Annotated in this window: 19 protein-coding genes; 10 read left to right on the forward strand and 9 right to left on the reverse strand. The window is 67.0% G+C overall.

Annotated elements, in window-relative coordinates:
• Positions 1 to 120: 120 nt before the first annotated feature.
• The 3 genes from NL112_RS17870 to NL112_RS17885 all read right to left on the reverse strand — a co-directional run bounded on the left by NL112_RS17870 (position 121) and on the right by NL112_RS17885 (position 2251).
• Positions 121 to 261, reverse strand: a complete 141-nt coding sequence (locus tag NL112_RS17870) for a YgaP-like transmembrane domain (protein ID WP_350356137.1) — start codon at positions 259 to 261, stop codon at positions 121 to 123.
• Between the two features lie 94 nt (positions 262 to 355).
• Positions 356 to 1264 (reverse strand): glycosyltransferase family 2 protein, encoded by a 909-nt coding sequence (locus NL112_RS17880; protein ID WP_255150206.1) that lies wholly within the window; start codon positions 1262 to 1264, stop codon positions 356 to 358.
• Positions 1265 to 1474: 210 nt separating this feature from the next.
• Complete coding sequence (locus NL112_RS17885) at positions 1475 to 2251, reverse strand: hypothetical protein (RefSeq protein WP_255150207.1); 777 nt, start codon at positions 2249 to 2251, stop codon at positions 1475 to 1477.
• Positions 2252 to 2396: 145 nt separating this feature from the next.
• Here NL112_RS17885 and NL112_RS17890 point away from each other — a divergent pair, with 145 nt between their 5' ends.
• Positions 2397 to 2825, forward strand: a complete 429-nt coding sequence (locus NL112_RS17890) for a HalOD1 output domain-containing protein (protein WP_255150208.1) — start codon at positions 2397 to 2399, stop codon at positions 2823 to 2825.
• Between the two features lie 122 nt (positions 2826 to 2947).
• On the forward strand, positions 2948 to 4372 hold the full coding sequence (locus tag NL112_RS17895) for a DASH family cryptochrome (protein ID WP_255150209.1): 1425 nt from the start codon (positions 2948 to 2950) through the stop codon (positions 4370 to 4372).
• Positions 4373 to 4431: 59 nt separating this feature from the next.
• Here NL112_RS17895 and NL112_RS17900 read toward each other — a convergent pair whose 3' ends face one another.
• Both NL112_RS17900 and NL112_RS17905 read right to left on the reverse strand, forming a co-directional pair.
• A complete protein-coding gene (locus NL112_RS17900; RefSeq protein WP_255150210.1) occupies positions 4432 to 4611 on the reverse strand; it encodes a hypothetical protein in 180 nt (59 codons plus the stop codon).
• A 272-nt stretch (positions 4612 to 4883) separates the two neighbouring features.
• Positions 4884 to 6752: a cation:proton antiporter domain-containing protein gene (locus NL112_RS17905; protein WP_255150211.1), complete on the reverse strand. Its 1869-nt coding sequence runs from the start codon at positions 6750 to 6752 to the stop codon at positions 4884 to 4886.
• Positions 6753 to 6997: 245 nt separating this feature from the next.
• Here NL112_RS17905 and NL112_RS17910 point away from each other — a divergent pair, with 245 nt between their 5' ends.
• Positions 6998 to 9511 carry a pentapeptide repeat-containing protein gene (locus tag NL112_RS17910; RefSeq protein WP_255150212.1) on the forward strand — a complete coding sequence of 838 codons (2514 nt, stop codon included), beginning with the start codon at positions 6998 to 7000 and terminating at the stop codon, positions 9509 to 9511.
• Between the two features lie 137 nt (positions 9512 to 9648).
• On the opposite strand, the gene NL112_RS17915 is transcribed toward NL112_RS17910, so the two are convergent.
• Positions 9649 to 11259 (reverse strand): hypothetical protein, encoded by a 1611-nt coding sequence (locus tag NL112_RS17915; protein WP_255150213.1) that lies wholly within the window; start codon positions 11257 to 11259, stop codon positions 9649 to 9651.
• Positions 11260 to 11487: 228 nt separating this feature from the next.
• On the opposite strand from NL112_RS17915, the gene NL112_RS17920 reads away from it, so the two are divergent.
• On the forward strand, positions 11488 to 11910 hold the full coding sequence (locus NL112_RS17920) for a hypothetical protein (protein ID WP_255150214.1): 423 nt from the start codon (positions 11488 to 11490) through the stop codon (positions 11908 to 11910).
• A gap of 27 nt (positions 11911 to 11937) precedes the next feature.
• On the opposite strand, the gene NL112_RS17925 is transcribed toward NL112_RS17920, so the two are convergent.
• Positions 11938 to 13251 (reverse strand): glycosyltransferase family 2 protein, encoded by a 1314-nt coding sequence (locus NL112_RS17925; RefSeq protein WP_255150215.1) that lies wholly within the window; start codon positions 13249 to 13251, stop codon positions 11938 to 11940.
• 293 nt (positions 13252 to 13544) lie between these two features.
• On the opposite strand from NL112_RS17925, the gene NL112_RS17930 reads away from it, so the two are divergent.
• The 3 genes from NL112_RS17930 to NL112_RS17940 all read left to right on the forward strand — a co-directional run bounded on the left by NL112_RS17930 (position 13545) and on the right by NL112_RS17940 (position 16293).
• The gene (locus tag NL112_RS17930) at positions 13545 to 14471 is read left to right on the forward strand and encodes an NAD-dependent epimerase/dehydratase family protein (RefSeq protein WP_255150216.1); all 927 of its coding nucleotides are present in this window, start codon (positions 13545 to 13547) and stop codon (positions 14469 to 14471) included.
• A 63-nt stretch (positions 14472 to 14534) separates the two neighbouring features.
• Positions 14535 to 15503, forward strand: a complete 969-nt coding sequence (locus tag NL112_RS17935) for an ABC transporter ATP-binding protein (RefSeq protein WP_255150217.1) — start codon at positions 14535 to 14537, stop codon at positions 15501 to 15503.
• Complete coding sequence (locus tag NL112_RS17940) at positions 15496 to 16293, forward strand: ABC transporter permease (protein WP_255150218.1); 798 nt, start codon at positions 15496 to 15498, stop codon at positions 16291 to 16293. Before NL112_RS17935 ends, NL112_RS17940 begins: the two co-directional genes overlap by 8 nt.
• Before the next feature lie 13 nt (positions 16294 to 16306).
• On the opposite strand, the gene NL112_RS17945 is transcribed toward NL112_RS17940, so the two are convergent.
• Positions 16307 to 19318 carry a COG1361 S-layer family protein gene (locus NL112_RS17945; RefSeq protein ID WP_255150219.1) on the reverse strand — a complete coding sequence of 1004 codons (3012 nt, stop codon included), beginning with the start codon at positions 19316 to 19318 and terminating at the stop codon, positions 16307 to 16309.
• A gap of 158 nt (positions 19319 to 19476) precedes the next feature.
• On the opposite strand from NL112_RS17945, the gene NL112_RS17950 reads away from it, so the two are divergent.
• Positions 19477 to 19674, forward strand: a complete 198-nt coding sequence (locus tag NL112_RS17950) for a hypothetical protein (protein ID WP_255150220.1) — start codon at positions 19477 to 19479, stop codon at positions 19672 to 19674.
• A 51-nt stretch (positions 19675 to 19725) separates the two neighbouring features.
• A complete protein-coding gene (locus tag NL112_RS17955; RefSeq protein ID WP_255150221.1) occupies positions 19726 to 19914 on the forward strand; it encodes a hypothetical protein in 189 nt (62 codons plus the stop codon).
• Between the two features lies 1 nt (position 19915).
• Here the strand turns inward: NL112_RS17955 and NL112_RS17960 are convergent, their stop codons facing one another.
• Positions 19916 to 20836, reverse strand: coding sequence for a thiamine-phosphate synthase family protein (locus tag NL112_RS17960; protein WP_255150222.1), 921 nt, complete (start codon positions 20834 to 20836; stop codon positions 19916 to 19918).
• Positions 20837 to 21003: 167 nt separating this feature from the next.
• On the opposite strand from NL112_RS17960, the gene NL112_RS17965 reads away from it, so the two are divergent.
• The gene (locus tag NL112_RS17965) at positions 21004 to 21426 is read left to right on the forward strand and encodes a CBS domain-containing protein (protein ID WP_255150223.1); all 423 of its coding nucleotides are present in this window, start codon (positions 21004 to 21006) and stop codon (positions 21424 to 21426) included.
• Positions 21427 to 21474 lie beyond the last annotated feature (48 nt).

A 21474-nucleotide genomic window follows, 5' to 3' on the forward strand; every position in this document is an offset into this window, starting at 1 on the left:
ATCGGTAGTGCCGGGAACCCCGGTGAGGATACACCCGGCAATGGCAGGTCGTCACGAGCCGTCGAGCGGAGCCGTGCCCCCGCGACTGGCGGTCACCCGAGCGGAGCGTACGTGCGACCATTAGCCGTCCGTCGTGTCGATGCCGAACAGCCAGTTGCCCCCACAGAAGCCGGTAGCGGCGTTCTGGAGTAGCCCGAGCCCAGCGACGCCCGTCATCGCCGCGGTCGTGCGGCGACCCGCGCGATACGCGCTCACCGCCACGGCCGACCTCGGGACGAGCCTCGGTGCGCTGGCCTACGCGACGGTCCTCACCGGGATGGTCGTCGTCTTCCGGCGGACGGCCCGACTCGAGTAGTTAGGAGACGATCTCGACGTCGAACTTGCTGTGCCAGCGGTAGCGCCGGCCGGCCCACTCGAAGGTGTCACGAGAGAGCGCGTACACCAACAGGGGAACCTGGACGAGGATCGCCGGATACGCGAGAAGGAACGTCCAGCGACGGACGCCGACGTAGGCGTAGACGCCCGCCGCCAGCAACGTCACGCCCGGTCCCGCAAAGACGGGCACCACCAGACACAACGCCGCGAGAAGCGTCGTGACGGCCCCCAGAACGACGACGTCCAGCGGGTCGTGCCGACGGACGATCTGCATCCACCGGACGTGTCGCTCGAGCGTCTCGCGGTAGTTCCCGCCGATCTCGACCCGTCGCACGCGCTTCAGCGACGTCGTGTCCAGATACTCCGAGAGGAGCCCGTCGTCGCTCACCGTCCGCCGGAGGTCACGACAGAACGACCCCCAGTCGAGGTCGTCCCGTTCGAACATGACGGCGCCGCCCCAGGCCCTGTCGTCGGCGTAGGTTCCGAGGGTCCCACCGATGGCGTATATCGGTTCGAGCAACGTCGACAGCGGGCCGGTCCCCTCGAAGAAGTACAGCTCGGAGACGGGACCGTGCGTCTCGTAGGCCTCGTGGAACGCATCGAGCCAGCCGGGCGGATGGTGGAAGTCGTCGTCGGTCCAGACGACGCGGTCGTGGCTCGCCTCCTCCATCCCCGTGGCGATGGCGTGTGCCTTGCCCGAACAGCCCGAGGGGTCGCCGGCGACGACGACTCGCGTGTTCCGGAACCGGGGAGCGTACTCGGCGGCGGGATCCGTCTCGTGGTCGCAGATCACCAGCAACTCGTCGGCGCCGTCGAGCTGTGCAGCGAGCTCCTCGATCACCGGCGACTCCGTCGTGGTCGGGAGGAGCACGGTCGTCGGCGGGGCCATATTCGACCCATTAATGTAGAATGAGTTAAACTTTCCGTGACGGTCGACCGACAGCGGGCGCGGTCCTCGATACACGCCCCGGCAAGGAGGTCCTCGATACACGCCCCGGTACGGAGGTTCAGAGCCAGCCCACGCGGGAGGGAACGTCCGGAGGGCACGCCGGGCCGACACGGCTCCGGGCTCGCAGCGCAGTCGGGGCTAGCGAGGTAATCACTCGAGTTTCTGCTGGCGCCAGGTGGTCTGGTCGTACAGCCGGCTGAGTTCGCCGCCTTGCTGGCGAATCGCCACCGCGGTCGTGAACAGGAACGCGCCGACGAGCACGGTCCCGACGAGTTCGACGCCGACGACGACGGCCGGGTCGACTGGCGTGTACTGGCCCGCCTGTTCGGCGATTACGACGGCGGCGAAGCTCAACAGCGCGGGGACGAACTGACGGACGACCGCGGCGATGCTCGTCCCCTCGGCGTCGCGGACGGTCAGCACCGCGTAGACGAGCGTGTAGCTGACGGCACCCGCGAGCCCCACGGTCTCGACGAGCGCGACGACATCCGGCGTGGCGACCAGATACGCCCCCCACCACGCGACGATGACCACGCCCAGAACGACGTACCACGCCCAGCCGGGGACGTCCACGGACTCGACGCCGTCGCGGTCGACGCGGACCGAGCCGTACAGCGCCCGGACGCCGACGGCGCTGAACAGGAAGAAGAACAGCGTCGCTCCGATGCGGAAGGTCGAGGCCGCCTCCAGGTCGGTGAACACCCCCGTCAGTCCCGCGAGCCCGTAGACGACTGCCGCGGCGACGCCGACGACCAGATAGCGCCACCGGTCGCGGTACGGTTCGACGAGGATGTCGCGCACGTACACCGCGAGGTAGTAGACGAGCACGCTCGCGGCGACGGTTATCACGCCGAACGCGAGCGTCTGTACCACCGTGATGACGCTTCCGGCAGGGGCCGTCACCTGGAGAATCGATGGGTGAATCATTGCTCGAAGCTTCGACAGTCCGGAACTTCAACTGACGCGGTAGCGGAGTCCCCTTCCGCAAGCGACGAAGAGGAAGGGTGATTCAGCTAGCAACCGGCCTCTGCCGACACAATCCCTATTATCCCGGCAAAGAGAGTGAGCGTCCATGGACGACGAGGAGGCGCCCGGGAGAGCCTCGGTTCCCGCCGTTACGACCGAAGACGGGTTCCAGAAAGCCCTTCGGGCGCTCGTGACCGAGGCAGATACGAACGGTGTCGACGTTCGGGGCGGCTGGCCCGTCGCCAGAGGCGACGAGACGAAGATGTGGGACGTCGAGATTGCTGCACTCGCTCGCTCGACGACGGCTCACGTCGACGATGCGGGCAGTGCCGTCGCCTCAATCATCGGAGCAGTAGCGGCCCGCGAGGGGGTCGACACGAACGACCTGCCACCGCTTCAGGAGGCGGTCGACCACGAGGTCCTCGAAATGCTGCTCGACACGAGCGACGACGGCCCCCAGCAGTACGTACGGTTCCGGTACTGCGGCTACGAAATCACCGTTCGGAAGAACGGGGATATCCGTCTCAAGGGGTAGATACCACACCGAGTCGCGGAGCGTCTCGGACCATCTCTGACTGCAGGCCATCGTCGTCGACGAGCGCGTCCAGTCGATTCCTCTTCGCCAACACCCAAGTCGGTCGCGGCCAAGCCCCTCGCATGTCGACGGCACTCTACTGGGTGCGACGGGACCTGCGGCTCCACGACAACCCGACCCTACGGGCGGCCGCTGACGCGGACCGCCTGCTCCCGGTGTACTGTGTCGATTCCACACAGTACGGTCAGCAGGCGTACGGCGGCTCGGAGTCGTTCCACTTCCAGAAGACCGGGTCCCATCGGACCCGATTCCGCCGAGAATCCGTCTCGGGCCTCCGCGAACGGCTGGCCGACCGTGGCTCGGACCTGCTCGTCCGGCAGGGCGACCCGGCCGAGCAACTCGCCGACCTCGCGTCGGCGGTCGACGCCGACGCGGTACACTGCCAGCGACTCCCGGCCCCCGAGGAGCGCCGACAACTCGACCGCGTCCGGGGAGCCCTGGACGCACCCGTGGAGACACACTGGACCCACACGCTCCACCACGTCGACGACCTGCCGGTCCCGCCAGCGGAAATCGACGACACGTTCACAGCGTTCCGGAAGCAAATCGAAGCCGATAGCCGGGTCCGGGAGCCCGTGGACACGCCCGACCTGCCACCGTTACCCGAGAAATCACCCGACCGCGGAGCGGTGCCGACGCTCGCCGACGTAGGCCTCGAGGAGCCGCCGACCGACGACCGTGCCGTCCTGCCGTTCACCGGCGGTGAGTCGCGGGCGCTCGACCGTCTCGACGAGTACGTCTGGGACCGCGACCGACTCCGAGAGTACAAACGGAGCCGGAACGGCCTGCTGGGTGCGGATTTCTCCTCGAAGCTGTCGCCGTGGCTCAACGAGGGTTGTCTGTCGCCACGGACGGTGTTCGAGACGGTCGAGGCGTACGAGGCCGAGCGGGTGGCCAACGACTCCACATACTGGCTGGTGTTCGAACTCCGGTGGCGCGATTTCTTCCAGTTCCAGCAGTGCAAACACGGCGGGACGCTGTTCACTCGCGAGGGCATCCGCGACCGGACGGACATCGACTGGCGAACCGACGAGACGGCGTTCCGACGGTGGGCGGACGGCGAGACGGGTATCCCGTTCGTCGACGCCGCGATGCGGGAGTTGAACGCGACGGGCTACCAGTCGAACCGGGCCCGACAGAACGCCGCAAGCTTCCTTGCGAACGACCTCCGGATCGACTGGCGGCGGGGGGCCGCATACTTCGAGACGCAGTTGGTCGATTACGACCCGGGCTCGAACTACGGCAACTGGGCGTACATCGCGGGCGTCGGCAACGACTCGCGGAACCGCTCGTTCGACGTGCTCTCGCAGGCCGAGCGCTACGACGAACACGCCGAGTACGTGAAAACGTGGTGTCCGGAACTCGACCCCCTGCCGGCGGAGATGGCCCACCAGCCCTGGACGATGAACGAGGGACTGCAGGCGACCTACGGCGTCGAGGTCGGGGTCGACTACCCGCGCCCCATGCTCGACCCCGACCGACTGTGAGAGGCCGGGCATCTGTGCGCCGTTCCGATGGCCGGCCACCACTACCGGTGCGGGAACACCTACTGGGTAGTGATGATCCGCTCTGCCTCCCCGACCGAGTAGTCGTGCTCGGTCATCAGGTGCCGCTTGAACTGGTGTCGCAGGCTACTGTCGACGCGTGAAAACTCGCAGTCAGGACAGTCGTACGCCACCGCCACCCCCTCTTCGGGCGTCCAGTGTGAATCCCCCGACTCGGACATACAGTATCGACTGGACATGCTACTGAAACAAATATCTTTCTAGTAAATTTTGTCGGCATAAATATGCTGAGAGAGTCGTGTTCGACGGTTCGACGGTGATAGCTACCGGTTCCCGAACGGGCCCGATGTGGAGGTCACAGGCGGACCAGACGTTGACATCCTCCTCCGACCGACTGTTGAAGAATTCCGAGCGGTGGGAGTTACAGGTATGCGACCGTGGACGCCGCCACGTCACTGGAGTTCGTATCTAGCCCAGCCATCGCGGCCGGTGGCTACGACGTACAGTACGAGATTGCGTCGCTGACCGCCGCCCTGTGGCCGATGAAGGTCAGATGGTCGCCCATCTCGACCCGGTCGTCGGCATGCGGGAGCCGGTTGGTGCCGTCCCGGCTGATGAGCGCGAGGTGACACCCTTCCGGGAGCTCGTCGGTCAACTCCGCGACGGTCTTGCCCGCGTGCTCGTTCGAGGAGACCTCCACCTCCTGTACGTCGCCGTCCTGGTCGAGTTCCCGCATCCACTGGGAGATACCGGGCCGCTCGATGACGTTGTCCATCGACCACGCCACCGACATAGACGTCGAGATGGCCTCGATGTCGATATCCTCGAAGGCGTCGAGGTTCGACGGCTCGTTGACGCGGGCGACGACCGTCTCCACGTCGTAGGTGTTCCGCGCGAGCTGGCCGACAAGGAGGTTCACGTCGTCGTCCCGGGTCGCCACGGCGGCTATCTTCGCGTTCCCGATGCCGGCCGTCTCGAGCACGTCCTGGTCGGTGCCGTCGCCGCTGTGGACCGTGAACCCCGCCTGACGCAGTTCCTCGACGACGGCTTGCTTCCGCTCGATGATGACGACCTCCTCGCCCCGGCGCTCGAGCCGCTCAGCTAGCTCTCGACCGACTCGGCCACCGCCGACGATGATCGTACGCATCGGAATCACGTCCAGCGCTTGGGCGATATGACGGGCCAATCCCCCTTCAAACACGACGGTGACGAAGATGACCAGAAACACCGTACCGACGAGCGTCGTCGCCGCGGCGGGGTTCGTCGACTGGAGTTCCAGCGCGAACAGGGTCGCCACCGACGCCGGGATGATGCCACGTGGCCCGAGTGCGCTGACGAACAGGCGTTCCCGGAGCGTCAGTCGGTCACCGACCGTACTGAGGAGGACGACCGCCGGCCGGATGACGGCCGCGATGAGGACGACGGCGACGAGGCCCCCGGCGCCGAGGCCGAGCAGGTCCTCCAGCGAGAGCAACGACGCGAGCGTGATGAACACGAACGAGATGACCAGAAGCGAGACATCGCCCTTGAACTGCTCGATGGTGTCGCGATACGGAATGTCGGCGTTGCCGAGGATGAACCCGCCCGTCGCGACCGCCGCGATGCCGGCCTCGGCGGCGCCGAGCGCCGCTCCCAGCACCTCCGCGATGCCGTACATCGTCAGCGAGGAGACCAACACCATCAGCCGGGCGTTCTGTGGGGCGTTCTCGACCGCCTGCGTCCCGTAGCGGAGGACGTACCACAGCACACCCGCGACCGTTGCGCCGACGGCGATACCGAGGCCGAACCTGAGCGCGAACTCGCGGACGAGCGTCGGGAGCCCTTGAGAGCCCAGGAGGACGTACTCGAACATGACGATAGCCAGAATCGCCGCCGTGACGTCGTTGACCACGCCCTCGGTCTCCAGCGTCGAGGCGACCCGCTCACGGACGGGGACCACGCTCATTATCGGGGTGATTACCGTCGGTCCGGTCGCGACGAGCAACGCGCCGACGAGGAACGCGAGGTCCCACGGTGTCCCGAGGACGTAGTGGACGACGAGTGCGGTAGCGACCAGCGACCCGACCGCGCCGAACGTTATCAGCCGGAGCGTCTCCCGCTGGGCGCCGCGGATGCGGTCGATACGGAGGTGGAACGCCCCCTCGAACACGATGATGGCAACGCTCAACCCGACGATAGCCTGGAGTGCGTCCCCGAAGATGGCGGGCGTGATGAGCCCGAGCCCCTCTGGGCCGACCAGCACGCCCGCAAGGATGAGGAATACGACGCTCGGAACGCGGAGCCGGTCCGCGAGCACCTGTGCGGCGACGCCAAGTCCCATGATCGTCACGACGATCTGGATGATGTCGACGGCGGCGCTCATGAGGAGAACCACCGGGAGCCGGGGCGACCGGTGACGGTACTGCGCGTGTCCATCGGGGTATTCGCTACCCGAACTATGGATGCGCTCACCATAGTGCCTTGCAAACCGGCGTCTTCACGACGACCCGAGAGCGGGGAGAACGGCCTTCCGTGGCTGCCAAGCGAGCAGCGCCACCGCGGGAGCTATCGCCGAGGCGCTGCCATCCGGTGGGCTATTTTCAAGGGCCGGCACCGCCTGATGTCTGCATGGCAAAGAGTGGGGGGAGCTGCGAGTACGTGCTCGATCCGGACCGCCCGGAGACGTGGCCGAGAAGCACGGATGACTGCCACATCGACGACGACGCTCTGGACGACGCTGGCGTCTGGCGGTGTCCACAGCCGACGGAGGGGGAGGCCGACCGCTGTGCGTTTCACCGACAGCCCCCGGACGAACCGGCAGAAACGAGTGCCCTTCTCGGGGCAATCAAGCGGGCGGTCGCGGACGCTGACGCGGACGATGGGGCCGCTTCCTGTCGATTGCTCGGGGCCCGCGTTGGCACACTCGAGTTGAGCGGGGCCGACGAGTTCCCGAGCGAGACGCTCGCAAACATCGACCTTTCGCATGCCGTCTTCGAGGGCGACGTGACCTGTACGGACGTGCGGTTCGATGTCGAGTCGCTCCGGCTGGCGGGAGCCACGTTCGAGGGCGACGCCGCCTTCGAGCGTGTCCGGTTCACCGGGAAGCCGACGTTTCGTGCGGCCCTGTTCGACGGCGGCTGTCGCTTCGAAAACGCCGAGTTCGAGGCGGACGCGAACTTCAAGGACGCCGTCTTCACACGGGACACGAGCGTCCTGTTCACCGAGTTCGGCGACGTAGCCCGGTTCAAGCGAGCCACGTTCGGCGGCGATGCCGAGTTCGATTTCACCTCGTTCGGGTCGGCGTATTTCGAGTACGCCTCGTTCCACGAGCAGGCGATATTCACCAACGCGACGGTCGAGGGACAGGCCTCGTTTCTGAAAGCCGAGTTCGACGCAACAGCCGAGTTCACCGATACGACGTTCGAGAACGGCGTGAGCTTCTACAAACTCACCTGTGCGGGGGACGCCGACCTCAGGAAGACGACGTTCAACGGCGAGACGACCCTCGAACAGACACAGTTCGGCGGGGATCTGGAGTTCGACCGCGCGACGTTCGACTGTGAGACGAACGTGCGGGAGGCGCGCGTCGACGGCGACATCAGGTTCGACGAGGCAGTTTTCCATGACACGCCAGATTTCTACGACGCGGCGTTCGACGGGGCGGTCCATTTCAGAGCCGCGACGTTCCACGCCGACATCGAGTTCGCCAGTGTCGAGTGTGCGGGGGAAACCACCTTCGAGAACGCCACCGTCCACGGCGACGCGGCGTTTCGAAGCGCCGACTTCCATCAGACGGCCACGTTCGAGCGCAGCGCGTTCCAGGCAGTGACGTTCCGGTTCGCGACCTTCGGCGGGGATGCGAACTTCGAGCGCGTCGTGATAGACGGGGAGGCGACGTTCAAGGACGTGACCGCCGAGGGACGCACCACGTTCGCCGTCGGGGAGTTCAACGCGCGAGCGACGTTCATCGAGGCCACGTTCCGCGAGGCGGACTTCTCGACGGTGACGTTCGCCGCGGAGGCGAACTTCTTCGGTACGGAGTTCGAGGGCGACGTGAGCTTCAAATACGCCACGGGTGGCGAGCTCAATCTCGGCAAGGCCGCGTTCGGCGGCGACCTGCTCGTGCTGGAAGCGGCGTTCGGCGGGAAGGCGAACTTCTTCAAGATAGCTGTCGACGGCGAGGCGACGTTCGACGAGACGGTCTTCGGTGGGGAGACGAACTTCAGGTTCGCCACGTTCGGCGAGCCCCCGAGCTTCTATCGCACGCGGTTCTCCGAGCAGGTCGACTTCAGGGACTGTGTTCTCGAGGGAGCCGTCTTCACAGGTGCCGACCTGACCGATGCGGCGTTCAGCGATACCGACTGCCGCACGGCAGATTTCGAGTCGGCGCTGTTGAGCCGGGCGGCGCTGTTCGGCACCGACCTGCGGGGCGCGAAACTGTACGGTACGGTCCTCGGTGATGTCCGCGTCAACCGCGAGACCCAGTTTCTGGGCCATCCAGACGACGACGTGGCCGACTCAGGCTACGAGTTCACGACTTCCTCGAACAAGTACTGCGTCTACGACCCCGAGTTCGGCACCGAGAGCGACCGGCCCGACTCGAACGAGGGCGACCGCAGCCACGCTCGCCTCGACAGGGCGAAAAGCGTCTATCAGTCGCTCGAGGAACTGGGCCGGACCACTGCCCGCCCCGGACTGCAGGCGAAATCGTTCGTTCGTCGGCAGGACCTCTCGTTGAAGGAACACTGGCACGCGACGCGCCACGCGAATGCACCGAAGCAGCGGGCCGTCGCGGCCGCCCGCTGGTCGCGGGCGAAACTCACCCGCGCGACGCTTCTGTACGGCGAGAGCCCGTGGCGGGTCGTCGGCTCGACGGGAATCGCGGTTCTCGTGTGTGCACTCCTGTATCCGCTGTTCGGCCTGCAGGTCGACAGCGGCGTCGTCACCTACTGGAACACCGCAGCAGTCGGCGAGACGCTACTCGATAGCCTCTATTTCAGCGTCGTCACGTTCACGACGCTCGGCTACGGCGACGTCCAGCCGGTCGGATTCGCCCGGTTGCTTGCTACGCTGGAGACGATCGCCGGGTCGGCGCTGCTCGCGTTGCTCGTGTTCGTGTTCGGCCGGCGAGCGACGCGGTGATTCGCCGGTGACGGAGGAGTCGGCGAAGCCTCCGACTGCGCCGGGCGAAAGCGACCAGTCAGTCGCTGGTCGTCATTGTAGGCTACTCAGCGCTTGAGGCCATAGAAGGAGCCGCTACGGTGGGGGTTCCGCGGGTGTCAGTTACCCCGGATACCGAGGTAGCCGGCACCGAGCAGGGTCAGTATCGCCACCAGTGCGGGGAAGCCGGGTCCTGCTCCCCCGGTCGGCGTGTCGGTGCCGCTGGGGTCCTCCGTGGTTGCGACCTGCTGGTCCGACTCCTCGGTTGCCGACGGCGACGGTGAGTCAGTCGACTCGTCGGTCTGCGAGTCGGTCTCGTCGGGTGTCGTCTCGTCGTCGGGCTGTTGGGTCTCTTCCCCGTCGGATGTCCCATCGGCGTCCGTACTGTTGTCATCGGGGGTCGGAGTCGACGTGGCCGTCGGCGAGTCCGTCGAGGACGAGCCGTCGCTCGATGAACTGTCGTCCGTCGAGCCGTCATTTGTCGAGCCGTCATTTGTCGAGCCATCATTCGTCGAACCATCATTCGTCGAACCATCGTCCGTCGAGCCGTCACTCGACGAACCGTCGTCCGTGGCGGTGTCCGTCGCAGTGTCCGTGGCGGTGTCTGTCGCAGTGTCCGTGGCGGTGTCCGTCGCAGTGTCCGTGGCGGTGTCCGTGGCGGTGTCCGTCGCAGTGTCCGTGGCGGTGTCCGTGGCGGTGTCCGTGGCGGTGTCCGTGGCGGTATCCGTGGCGGTATCCGTCGCAGTGTCCGTGGCGGTATCCGTCGCGGTATCCGTCGCAGTGTCCGTCGGAGTGTCCGTCGCGCCCGTCGTGGTGAACGTGTCCGTATTGATCGCTTCGAACGACTCCTCCGATGTCTGGACTTGCGTTCGGACCACGTAGGTCGTCCCCGTGTCGAGTCCGCTGACGTCGACCGAATACCCGCCCGTCGAGGCGACGCTCTTCACGGTCGTCTTCTGCTTCGTGGAGGACTTCTGGCCCTGCTTCCAGTACACGAACGAGACATCGGCACTCGAGGAGCCGTTAAGGTTCCAGAGGTTGCCGTTCAGCGTCGCCGTCGTGTCGCCGATGTTCGACGAGTTCCCGGTTTCGGCGTACAGACCGCCGGCGACGGTTATCGTGTCGAACGTAGTCGGCGGCTTGACATCGTTGTTCGGTTCGATGACCGCGCCCTTGAGCATGTACTCGCGGTTGGTGTTCACGTCGGGGTAGGTCGCGTCCCCGGTGAAGTTCACGACGAGGTCGATGGGTTTGTCACGTTTGCTCGGTTGCACACCGATTTTGACCGTTTCCTTCACGCCGTCACCGTCGGGTCCATCGACGATGGAGGGACTCGACGAAACGCTGACCGACGACGGACTACCGCCACAGAGACACGTCACGTTGGCGCTGAACGAGGAGAGTTTCCCAGCGGAGCTGTTGATTTCGTTGGGGAACGTGAGGTACAGTTCCACCGATTCCCCGGAGTTCGTGACGTTGTCGACCTGGTAGCCGTACGTGATCGATTTCTTCTCGCTACTGTTTGCGGCGTAGATCGGCTCACCCGTCGTGGGGTCCGTGATGGACCCGTCGTGGACGTTCTTGGCACCGATAACTGTTCCACTGAAGACGACACCGCCCAACGACAGGGCGGCGATCACAAGACCGGCAAGGAGTACCACCCCTCCAGCCCGTATTGAAGCCTTCATCGTCGGGTACGCACACGCCGTCTCCCTTCCGATTTCTGGCATGCATATAGTGTCTTTTAAATTATGTCGTGTATCTGTAATTTAATTGAACCATATTCATATCACGTTTGGGCAACAATCCCCCGAAATGTCCACGGACGGTAAGTTCAGCCAGGGGATAAAAATACTGAACAAATAGGCTTGTGATACTCTCGTAATCGAGTCCTATTCGACATGCATCAAAACAAATCACCCAAATAGTAAAGTACCGCTCCCACGAAGAAATGGAAAATGGGATTCGAAAAATTCGACGAGGCCGGGAGCGGACGCGGGCGGCCCGCTGGTGCGGACCCGATGATCTCGATTCGGAAATCCGGCAGTATCGGCGTCAATCAGGCCGCTATCGAGGAGTACTTCGTGGAGAGCGACGGCGCCGTCATGTACTTCGACGAGGAGCAGAACCAGGTCGGCATCGAACCGGTCGACGACAAGGACGCCGACGAGGCGGCCTACACCATCACGAAGACGGACTCCGGGGGAACCATCGCTCCGAAGGCGTTCCTCGAACGGTTCGAGCTGATCCCGGAGGTGACGACCCAGTACGACCCCGAGCTGTCCGACGACGACCTCGTCGTCATCGACCTCGACGACCCGACCGGTACCCACGGGTCGCCCGATGATGGAGATGACGAGGAAGAAGCCGAGTCGGAGTAGTCTGAACGTTCGGGAGCGTCCTGCCGGTCACTCCGTGTGTGTCTCCAGCGAATGGAGGATGATCGCGGTGAAGGCCGCGAAGATGCCGGCGAGCGTGAAGAACACGGACACGAGCGCCATCCCGAGCGGGAACACCCCCGAGTTGAGGAAGTTCGAGAACGTAAGATAGCCGAATCCGAGGCCGATGACGGCACTCAGAAAGCCCGGAATGCCGAGCACCGTCACCGGCCGTTCGCGCTCGACCGTCCGGAGGATGTTGCTCACGAGATGCATCCCGTGGGACAGCGGGTGCTGACTGCTCGCATCCTCGACATCGTAGTCGATAGTCGTTCCGACCTCCTCGACGTCGTAGCCACGGCTGTGGGCGTGATACAGGATGTCCGTGCTTGCGCCCATGTGGTTCCCGATGCCGTCGTCCTCGGCCAGCGACTCGATGGCCTGCCGGTTGTACGCACGGAACCCGCTCTGGGTGTCGCCGATGCGCGACCGTGAGCGGACCACGCCCAGCGAGAGGTTCGTCAGCAGGTTCACGACCCGGAGCCCGAACTTGCGGTACAGCGGCAGGTCCGTCTCGGAGCCCTCCTCGAAGCGGCTCCCGATGACGATGTCGGTCCCCTCGGACCGCTGTTGGTCGACCAACTCCGGGATGTCGTGGGGGTCGTGTTGGCCGTCGCCGTCGAGGATGACGAGGTGGTCGGCGCCCGCACGCTTCGCCTCGGAGAAGGCGGTCTTCAGCGCGCCGCCGTAGCCCCGGTTTCGCTCGTGTTCGATGACGGTCGCGCCTGCCTCGCGGGCTTCCGTCACCGTCTCGTCGATGCTCCCGTCGTCGACGACGACCACCTCGTCGACGATGGTCGTCGCCTCCTGGACCACGTCCCCGATGGCGCCGGCTTCGTTGTACGCCGGTATCGCGGCGAGCACCTCGGTGTCTTGCTCGACCCGGGGGGCCAGTTCCGGCTCGATAGCAAAACTGTCGGCGGCTTCGAGCGCCGACCGGCTAGCTTCGTAATCGATTGCGCGGTCGGGGGTATTGTGTCGCAACAGCCCCGGATAGCCGTCCGACCGGGCGGCCGTGGAGAGCCTGTCCCACAGCCGCGTCTCGTCGCATCGTCCCTCCGGTGAAGCGACGACAGTAGCGTCGAGTTGGTGGGCGAACCGGACGCCCGGGACATCCGGTTCGGTTGCGATGACCATCGGTTGGTGGCCGCAATCGAGCGCACGAAGCATCGCCGCGGCGACGACGCCACCGTTGTCGGCGGTGGCGATGATGCCGACGGCTGGCCGAGCGCCGCTCGGTTCCCCTGCCGTTTCCCCCCTCCGTCCGACTTCTGTTTCCGACATGTTCGTTAGGCAACCCCTACCTTCCCCTGGACCGGATTCCGCTGCACGGATTCCCTCCCTCGCCGGCCCATCTCAAGTAACACGTTCTCTGCATACACAATAAGCGCTTCCGTTATCCTGTTTGAAAGTAAATACGACCATCGTGATTTCGAGCCGATAGGTAACAGCGGCCTACCACCTGAAATACCGCCACGTGGGCGGCCTAATTCCTCGGCTCCACGGTCTTGACGTCCGGTCGGCAGTCGCCACCGCTCGGAGACAGCTATACAACCGAGGGCGACTACCGGTCTCGTGTGAACGGAGAGTTGGCGGGCCAGTCGGCGCTCGTCACCGGCGGCGCGGGGTTCATCGGCGGGCACCTCACGGCGGAACTGCTGAACCGGGGCGCGTCGGTGACGGTGCTCGACCATCTGAGCACCCACTCGCGCGAGGACGTGCCCGACGACGCAGACCTCGTGGACGCTGACGTCCGCGACGAGGAGGCGATGGACCGGGCGCTTTCCTCAGTCGACGTCGCCTTCCATCTCGCGGCGGTGGTCTCTGCCGGCCGGTCGGTCGAGGAGCCGCGGCGGAGCCACGGGGTCAACACGGACGCGACGCTCCAACTGCTGGAACTCGCGCGCCGACACGACGTCAGGGTCGTGCTCGCGTCGAGTAGCGCGATCTACGGCCAGCCGGCGTACACGCCCATCGACGAGGCCCACCCCATCCAGCCCGCCTCGCCGTACGGCATCGACAAGGCCACCGTGGATCTGTACGCCCGCCGGTACAACGACCTCTACGGGCTCGACACCGTCGCCCTCCGCTACTTCAACGTGTACGGGCCGGGACAACGGGCGGGCGACTACGGCGGCGTCATCAGCATCTTCGCCGACCAGGCCCGCCGAGGCGAGCCGCTGACCGTCGACGGCGACGGCTCGCAGACCCGGGATTTCGTCCACGTCTCGGACGTGGTGGACGCGAACCTACTGGCGGCGACCACCGACCGCGTCGGCGAGGCGTTCAACGTCGGCACCGGCACCGAAACGAGCATCGCGGAGCTGGCCGAGACGGTCCGGGCGGTGACGGAGTCGGACTCGGAGATCGTCTACACCGACGCCCGCGAGGGCGACGTGGACCGCTCCGTCGCCGACATCTCGAAGGCGCGCGAGCAGTTGGGGTACGAGCCGGAGATGACACTGGAGGCGGGTCTCGAATCGTTCCTCGCCGGTGACGACTAGCGCCGAGCGAGAGCCGAACGACCGTGTCGAGGAGTTAAGCCCGATAACAATCAACGTACGGGGGTGAGCGCCTCGACAGCCATCTCCCTCGAGGGGTTGACGAAGTACTACGGCGAGGTGCCGGGCATCGTGGACCTGACGCTCGAGGTCGAGCGCGGCGAGGTGTTCGGCTTCCTCGGACCGAACGGTGCGGGCAAGAGCACGGCGATACTGACGATGCTCGGCCTGCTCACGCCGACCCGGGGGGACGCCCGCCTGCTCGGCCACGACGTCACCGAACGGGCAGGGCTTCTCGAAGCGAAACGCGATATCGGCTACATTCCCGGCGACGTGACGTTCTACGACCGTATCACCGGCGAGCGACTCCTCGATTACTTCGGCCGCCTGAAGGGCGACGAGCGACGCGACGAACTGCTCGACCGCTTTCCGATTCCCGAGTCACGGAAGATAGCGGAGTACTCCAGCGGCAACCGCCAGAAGCTCGCCATCGTACAGGCGTTCATGCACGACCCGGAGCTGGTCATCATGGACGAACCCACGCGGGGGCTGGACCCCCTCCTGCAAAACGAGTTCTACGAACTCATCGACGCGGAGCAGGCCGCAGGGGTCACCGTGTTCTTCTCCTCGCACATCCTCAGCGAGGTCCGACGCGTCTGTGACCGGGTCGCCATCATCCGCGACGCCGAACTGGTCACGCTCGAGGAGATCGATAGCCTTCTGGCGAAAAGCGGGAAGGTCGTCACGGCGACGTTCGCGGAGTCACCGGACCCGTCGGTGTTCGATATCGCGGGTGTCCCGCAGGCGACGGTCGACACGGACGGCCGGTACACGCTCATCGTCACGGACAACTACAACGGTCTCGTCGAGCGACTCGCGGCGTTCACCATCCGCGACCTCGAGATTCGACAGACCTCGCTGGAGGACGTGTTCATCCACTTCTACGGGCCGGGCGAGGCGTTCACACCCGATGAACAGCCGTCGACGACGCCCGACCCGGACGAGCACCCCCCCGACGGGGACGGCGATGTTTGAGATAACCGCCTTCGAGGTCCGGCGGCGCGTCCGCGGAACGCTGTACTTCTCGGTGGCGTTGCTCGCGTACGCGGCGCTCGTGCTTGCGATATTCCCGTCGATAAAGGAGGCGGCGGTCGACATCGAGTCGTACATCGAGAACCTGCCGCCCGAGATTCAACGCGCCTTCGTGGGCGAAGCCTCGTCGTACACGACCATCGAGGGGTTCCTCGCCAGCGAGATGTACCAGTTCGTGTTCCTGCTCGTGCTCGGGATGTACTTCGCGTACGCCGCCGCTTCGACGGTAGCAAGCGAGGTCGAGAACGGGTCGATCGGGCCGCTGTTGGCGAACCCGGTGTCACGGACTCGCGTGCTCGTCGGCAAGTACCTCTCGCTCGTACCGAGCATCGCCGCGGTGAACGCCGTGTTGTTTGCGGGAACCTACTACGGCACGGCGTTCATCGGCGAGGACGTTTCGCTGGTCGACCTCGCCACCCTGCACGCGCTGTCGGTTCCGTACCTGCTCGCGTGTGCGGGTCTCGGCATGGTCGCGTCGGTGTCGTTCGACTCGGCGCGTCGCGCCCAGACGGTCGGTGCCGGCGGCGTGTTCGCCATGTTCCTCGTCGACGCCGCGACGTTCGACACCGACTACGAGTGGCTCGGCGACATGGCCTTCTCGCGCTACTTCGACACCGCCGAGATACTCGTCGACGCCGACGTCGACTGGGCGGGGACCGCGTATCTCCTCGTCGCCGCCGTCGCCCTCGTCGTCGTGAGCGCCGAACTGTTCGAGCGTGCAGACCTCGGGTGACCTCGGCGGCCCGTCACCGGCGGCGACGCCACCACCAGACCGCGGCGAGCGCCACCGCGATAGCGACGGCGGCCGCGGGGACCAGCGGGAACGGCGACTCGGGACGGACGACGCTGACCGCGACGAAGTAGGGGTCGGAGCGTTGCCGGGTGCCCGACTCGTCGGTGTAGCTGAACGTGACGGCGACGCTGTCGGTTTTCGGGATGGCGTCGTTGGTCGTGCTCAGGTCGAACCGGATGCGCACCGACTGGTTCACGCCGAGTCGCGGAACGAACGACGTGGCGTCGTCGGTCTCAAGCGGCTCCGAGACGCCCAGTCGCGCCCGCACGTCGGCGAACGTCTCGTTGCGCAGGTTCCGCACACGCAACACGAGGACGGTCCGCCCGTCGACTTCGACACGGGCCGCGAGCGGTTCGATACGGAACTCGTCGGCCGCCCGCGCGACGCTCACGCGGGCGTCCAGCGGGTCGCTCAGCCGGCGACTCTCGCTTCGTCCCCGGTATCGGACCCGGGCCGAGATTGGTCGGGGACCGGCGCTCGTGCGGTTGCTCACGTCGATGCTGAACGCGAACGGTGACGTCTCGCCGGGCGCGAGCCGGCCGACGGCGTACTCGGTCGCCCGTGGGTCGAGCGTGGGTCCCGTCGACCGGAGCACCACCACGACGCCCTCGACGGCCGCCGGGCCGGTGTTGACGACGACGCCCCGGACGGTGCCCGTCTCGCCCACGCGGAGCGTGTCGGTCACGTCACGGAGCGCAAACGTGGGTTCGGGCGCGACCGTGACCCGCGTGTCGAGCGTGTCGCCCGTCCGGACCGCTCCGGTCCGGTCGCGGTAGCGGACCCGGAACGACAGCCGACGGGGACCCGCATCGGTGCGGTTGGCCACGTCGACGCCGACTGCGAACGATGTCGCCTCGCCCGGCGGGAGCCGACCGACTGCCACCTCGCGTACCCGAGGGTCGAGGGCCGGGCTTCCCGACGCCACGACCACGCTCGCGTTCCCCACGGCCACGTCGCCGGTGTTGACGACGACGCCCCGGACGGTGCCCATCTCGCCGACGCGAAGCGACCCCGAGACGTTCCGCACGCCGAACGTCCGCTCGGGGGCGACGCTCACCCGGAGGTCGAGCGGGTCGCTCGTCCGACGTTCGTCGCCACGGCCGCGATAGCGGACCCTGACGGAGAGCTGTCTGTCCCCCGAGTCGGTCCGGTTGTCGGCGTCGATGCGAAACGAGAACGGGGCGGTCTCGCCGGGGGCGAGCGACCCCACGGCGACCTCGGTTTCCCGGGGACGAAGCGTCGCCGTGCCGTTCGCGTCCCCGAGCACCACGACGGCGTTGTCCACGGACGCCGGGCCGGTGTTGACGAGCCGTCCACGAACGAGACCGGTCCCGTCGGCCCGGAGCGTGTCGGTCACGTTCCGCACCGCGAACGACTGCTCGCGGGCCACCGTCACGGAGCCGTCGATGGGGGCGCTCCGGCGCCGGTCGTCGTTCGCGTCGCGGTAGCGGACGCGGACCGAGAGCGGCCGCGCGCCGGGGTCGGCCGCCGCCCCGGCGTCGACGCGAAACGAGAACTCGGTCGACTCACCCGGTTCGAGCGACCCGACCGCGGCCGTCGTCTCCACGGGGCGGAGTGCGTCGCCGGACTCGTCGAGTACGACGACGGCGTCGTCGACGCGGCCGGGACCGGTGTTGACGAGGCGGCCGCTGACGACGCCGCGTTCGCCCGCCTGGAGCGACCCGGTGAGATTCCGGACGGCGAACGACTGCTCGGGCGCGACGCGAACACGCGTAGCCAGCCGGTCGCTCCGGTGGGCGTCGCCCTCGTCGTCGCGGTACTCCAACTGGACGGAGAGCCGTCTGGCGCCCGGGTCGGTCCCGTTGGCCACGTCCGCACGGAACGAGACGGGGACGACCTCGCCGGGGTCGAGCGACCCGACCGGAATCGCCACCTCTCGCGGCTCGACGGTCGGGCTCTCGGAGACGACCCTGAGCGTCCCGTCGGTGACTGTCGACCCGCCGGTGTTGACGAGTTCGCCACGGACCGTGCCGGTAGCGCCGACCCGAAGGGTCGACGAGACGTTCTGGAGGGCGAACGTCCGCTCGGCGCCGACGGGCACGCCGACGACGAACGGGTCGGTCGTCTCCTCGATGCCGTTCGGGTCCGTGTAGCGTATCCTCGCCGCCAGCGCGTTGACGCCGGGCGGGGTTCCCTGGCGGGCGCCGATGCGGAACGCGATGCGGCGCGATTCGCCCGGCGCGAGCCGGTCGATGAACGCCGTATGCGAGGTCCTGAGCGTGCTTCGGTTGGTGAAGAACAGCGAGGAGTTGCCCGTCCGGACGGTGACGGCGGCGTCGGTGGCCGTGCTGTTTCCGACGTTCGTCACCGTCACGGCGTACCGGCGCGAGTCGCCGGCGGCGACGACCCCTGCTGAGGCGGCCTCGACGTCGAACCGCGCCCGCTCGTCAACGACGAGCGTGACCGTCTCGGTCCGCTGTTCGGTGAAGTCGACGAACCGGTCGGCCGTGGTGCCGTCGTACTCGACGAGGGCGGTGTAGTCGTAGCCGAGTTCGACGGGAATCTCGTACTCGCCGGCGGCGAGCGACTCGTTCACGTCGATGGAGAACGTCACCGGGCCGGCCACCCCCTCGGGGACGGAGCCGACGACGATGCTCCCGGTGCGCACGTCGATGGCGTCCGCGAGCGCGTCGTCGAGGCGAGCCTCGTCGATTCGCAGACGCACGTTCCGGGCCGTCGTCACCCGCTGTTCGAACGCTGGCGGCCCGCCGACGTCGAGGTCGCCCCCGTTGGCGACGTAGACGTCGAGCGCCACCCGGTTGCCCGCGACCACGCGGTTGTCGGGAACTGACAGCTCCAGACTCGGCCGGCCGACGACCGTTCCCTCTTCCTGTTGGGCGACGACGACCGAGGCGGTCGTGAGCGCGACGGCGGCCACCAGTCCGACCGCGAGGAGGCGCGCGGCTCTCGACGGCACCCGGTCGGACTGGCAGTCGGACGCCACGATGCTACCGGTGCGACTGATGCTGATAAATCGAAACGTTCGTTCGCCGGCCCGTCGACGGGGTAGAACCCGCTTTCGGCACCCCCGGCTGGCGCCTCCGCCCGTAAGCGACCTGTACCCGGGAACAACCCTAACGTCACCACCGAGAGAGAGCCGACATGGCCGACCCCGACCCACAGCCTGACGAACCGACCCTCGGCGACGCAGACACCGCCGAGACGGACCGCCTGCGGGCCGCGTTCATCGCGGGATTCGCCACCGGTCGGACCGGCCACTACCACGGGTACCTGCGCGACATCTCGAAGCGCGCGGCCGCCACCGAGTTCGAGCGGTACTACCGCAACGAGTTGGAGTGACCCCTCACCACCGGGGGCACATTTATCATGCGTCGTGGCAACACGCCACGCATGGCTGACGACGCGGTGCCGTTCTGGCTGACGGTCGGCGGGATAGTGGTCGGACTCGCCATCATGGTGGTCGGCATCGTCCAGGACGCCGGCCAGTCGCTGAACCTGCCGATGCTCGCGGGCGGCGTCGTCCTGCTCGTGGCGGTCGGCGTCCTCTCCGGGTGGGCGATGCGGCTCGAACCCGCGTGAGTCAGCGGGCGTCCGCGACCAGTTCCGCCGCCAGTCGTGCGGCCGTCTCGGGCGTCTCGCCCAGCACGTAGGTGATGGGCTCGATGCCGAACGCGCCGCGATGGAACACGACCCGTGGAACCGACCCGCGTTGCCGGAACTGCTCGCGGAGCCGCTGGCCGCGGCGCTCGTAGTCGGCGTCGAACTCCAGCGGCTCGATGCCGCGGTCGCGGGCCGCTTCGAGGAGCGCGTCGTCGGTGGCGAGGTTGAGCGCGCCCCGCACCTCCGGGTCGACGGCCATCGCCGCCAGCAGGACGGTGGCGACGTGCTCGGACGCGCCGAACTCCGGGTTGGCGGGCACCTCCACCCGGCCGCCGACGACGTACACGCGACCGGGAATCGCGGCCACGTCGGCCGCGTCCGCGGCGTCGGGCAGTGCCGCGCCGACGTTGGTGCCGACGCTCGGGACGAACGCGGCCATTCCGGGCGTCCGCGCCAGCCGCCGCGTGGCGTCGCGGACGCCCGCCAGCACCTCGCGTTCGGCGCTGACCGCGGGGTCGTGCCCGCGGACACAGAGGTCACAGCCCAGCCCCTGCAGTTCCGGCATCGCCTCCTCGTGTAACTCGCAGATTGGGCCGCGGTCCTCGAACTCGCGAATCAGCTCCAGCACATCGGCGAGGGCCTCGTAGCCGTCCATCTCGCCGGACGCGAGACCCGCGGCCACGCGCTCGACGGTCGCCTCCGTCCGCGGGTGGTCGGCGATGCGGGGCTCGGTCGGCGTGTCGCCGCCGACGTACTTCGACACCGCCGCCTGCGTGACGCCGAGGTGGTCGGCAATCTCCTGTTGGGTCAGCCCACGGGCCGTCAGTTCATCCGCGAGGCGGACCCGGAGCGTCGGCAACACCTCCTCGACGACGATTTCGCTCGGGAGCCGAATTGCCATACCCCCGGTTCACGCACCGGGCGTATAAACCGTGGCACGGCACGGTTCCGGGTCCGGTCCGCACCCTCGTCGCGGCCCGGTAACGTCGGCTTGTCGCCGCCGGCCGACTGTCGGCCCCGGGTAGCCGGCGTATACCCTTGCGGATGGCCGTCGAGCGGACGGTCGACATGCCAGTTTCCGACGTCGCACGAACCGACGTAGTGACAGCGTCACGGGCCCAGACAGCCGGCAACCTCGCGACGGTGATGAGCGAGGAGGAGGTAGGGAGCGTCGTCATCACCGACGAGCGGAAGCCGGTCGGTATCGTCACCGACCGCGACCTCGTGGTCGAGGTGCTGGAACCGCGGCGCGACCCGAAGACGACGACGGCCGGTGACGTGATGACGGAGTCGCCGGCGACGGTCACGGCGACCGAGGGCGTGTTCGAGGCGACGCGGGCGATGCACGACAACACCGTCCGCCGGATGCCCGTCGTCGACGACGAGGGGAACGTCGCGGGCATCGTCACCCTCGATGACCTCCTCGTGTTGCTGACCGACGAACTCGACAACCTCGCTAGCGTCATCGAGAGCGAATCACCGCCGTACTGACCATCGCCGGCCCGGACCCCGGACGTCCGCCCGGCGACCGCCAGCCCG

This window comes from Halorarius halobius (assembly GCF_024298865.1).
Classification (GTDB): domain Archaea; phylum Halobacteriota; class Halobacteria; order Halobacteriales; family Haloarculaceae; genus Halorarius; species Halorarius halobius.

Coding starts and splice junctions, on each gene's coding strand:
- NL112_RS17965 (WP_255150223.1), top strand. CDS start 21,004: ATGCCAGTTTCCGACGTCGCACGAACCGACGTAGTGACAGCGTCACGG.
- NL112_RS17955 (WP_255150221.1), top strand. CDS start 19,726: ATGGCTGACGACGCGGTGCCGTTCTGGCTGACGGTCGGCGGGATAGTG.
- NL112_RS17905 (WP_255150211.1), bottom strand. CDS start 6,752: ATGAGCGCCGCCGTCGACATCATCCAGATCGTCGTGACGATCATGGGA.
- NL112_RS17910 (WP_255150212.1), top strand. CDS start 6,998: ATGGCAAAGAGTGGGGGGAGCTGCGAGTACGTGCTCGATCCGGACCGC.
- NL112_RS17880 (WP_255150206.1), bottom strand. CDS start 1,264: ATGGCCCCGCCGACGACCGTGCTCCTCCCGACCACGACGGAGTCGCCG.
- NL112_RS17885 (WP_255150207.1), bottom strand. CDS start 2,251: ATGATTCACCCATCGATTCTCCAGGTGACGGCCCCTGCCGGAAGCGTC.
- NL112_RS17895 (WP_255150209.1), top strand. CDS start 2,948: ATGTCGACGGCACTCTACTGGGTGCGACGGGACCTGCGGCTCCACGAC.
- NL112_RS17925 (WP_255150215.1), bottom strand. CDS start 13,251: ATGTCGGAAACAGAAGTCGGACGGAGGGGGGAAACGGCAGGGGAACCG.
- NL112_RS17900 (WP_255150210.1), bottom strand. CDS start 4,611: ATGTCCGAGTCGGGGGATTCACACTGGACGCCCGAAGAGGGGGTGGCG.
- NL112_RS17940 (WP_255150218.1), top strand. CDS start 15,496: ATGTTTGAGATAACCGCCTTCGAGGTCCGGCGGCGCGTCCGCGGAACG.
- NL112_RS17960 (WP_255150222.1), bottom strand. CDS start 20,836: ATGGCAATTCGGCTCCCGAGCGAAATCGTCGTCGAGGAGGTGTTGCCG.
- NL112_RS17890 (WP_255150208.1), top strand. CDS start 2,397: ATGGACGACGAGGAGGCGCCCGGGAGAGCCTCGGTTCCCGCCGTTACG.
- NL112_RS17950 (WP_255150220.1), top strand. CDS start 19,477: ATGGCCGACCCCGACCCACAGCCTGACGAACCGACCCTCGGCGACGCA.
- NL112_RS17920 (WP_255150214.1), top strand. CDS start 11,488: ATGGGATTCGAAAAATTCGACGAGGCCGGGAGCGGACGCGGGCGGCCC.
- NL112_RS17915 (WP_255150213.1), bottom strand. CDS start 11,259: ATGCCAGAAATCGGAAGGGAGACGGCGTGTGCGTACCCGACGATGAAG.